Below are 796 nucleotides of genomic sequence, written 5' to 3' on the forward strand. Positions count from 1 at the left end.
GGCCATCGGTGGGCGGCGGCTACCCGCAGTCCGGGCCGCCGGCGGGTTACGGCCCCCAGCAGGCTGGCTACGCCCCGGCACCGGGCTATCCGGCCGGCCCCGCGCGGGTGCCCTACGAGTCCGCGGCGGGATACGAGACCCGGCCCGTGTACGAGCAGCGGCCCGGCTACGACGGCCAGCCCGGCTACGAGAGCCAGCCCGGCTACGAGGGCGCACGTGGCTACGAGGGGCAGCCGCGGTACGAGGGTCAGCCCAACAACTACCAGGGCCGCCGGACCGGCTACGAGGGTCAGGCCGGTCAGGAGGGTCAGACCGGCTATCGGGGCCAGCCCGGCTATGAGGGCCCGGGCAGTTACGACAGCCAGGCCGCCTTCGACAGTCAGGCGGGCTACGAAGGTCAGGCCGGCTACGAGGGTCAGCGTGGCGGCTACGAGGGCCAGCGCGGCTATGAGGGGCAGCCGGGCTTCGAGGGCCAGTCGGGCTTCGAGGGTCGGACGGGTTTCGAAGGCCAGGCTGGCTTTGAGAGCCAGTCGGGCTTCGAGGGCCAGCGCGGCTACGAGAGCCAGCCAGGCTACGAGGGCCAGCCAGGCTACGAGGGCCGGCCAGGCTACGAGCGCTCCCCGCGCCATGCGAGGCAGTCCGGCTACGACGCCCGCCCCGGCGGTCACGACGATCCGGCCCGGCGCGACGGCCAGACCGGATACGACCACGCGGGCGGCTACGAGAATCCCGCGGGCCACGAGCGGGCGGCCGGCCAGGACGACCCGCCGGCCGGCCACGGCCAGCCGTCCGGACC

Annotated in this window: 1 pseudogene; it reads left to right on the forward strand. The window is 74.7% G+C overall.

Features of this window, described 5'->3' with window-relative positions:
* A pseudogene (locus ND748_RS33120) lies at positions 1–796 on the forward strand (hypothetical protein); the annotation flags it as partial.

This window comes from Frankia sp. AiPs1, from assembly GCF_023716945.1.
Classification (GTDB): Bacteria; Actinomycetota; Actinomycetes; order Frankiales; family Frankiaceae; genus Frankia.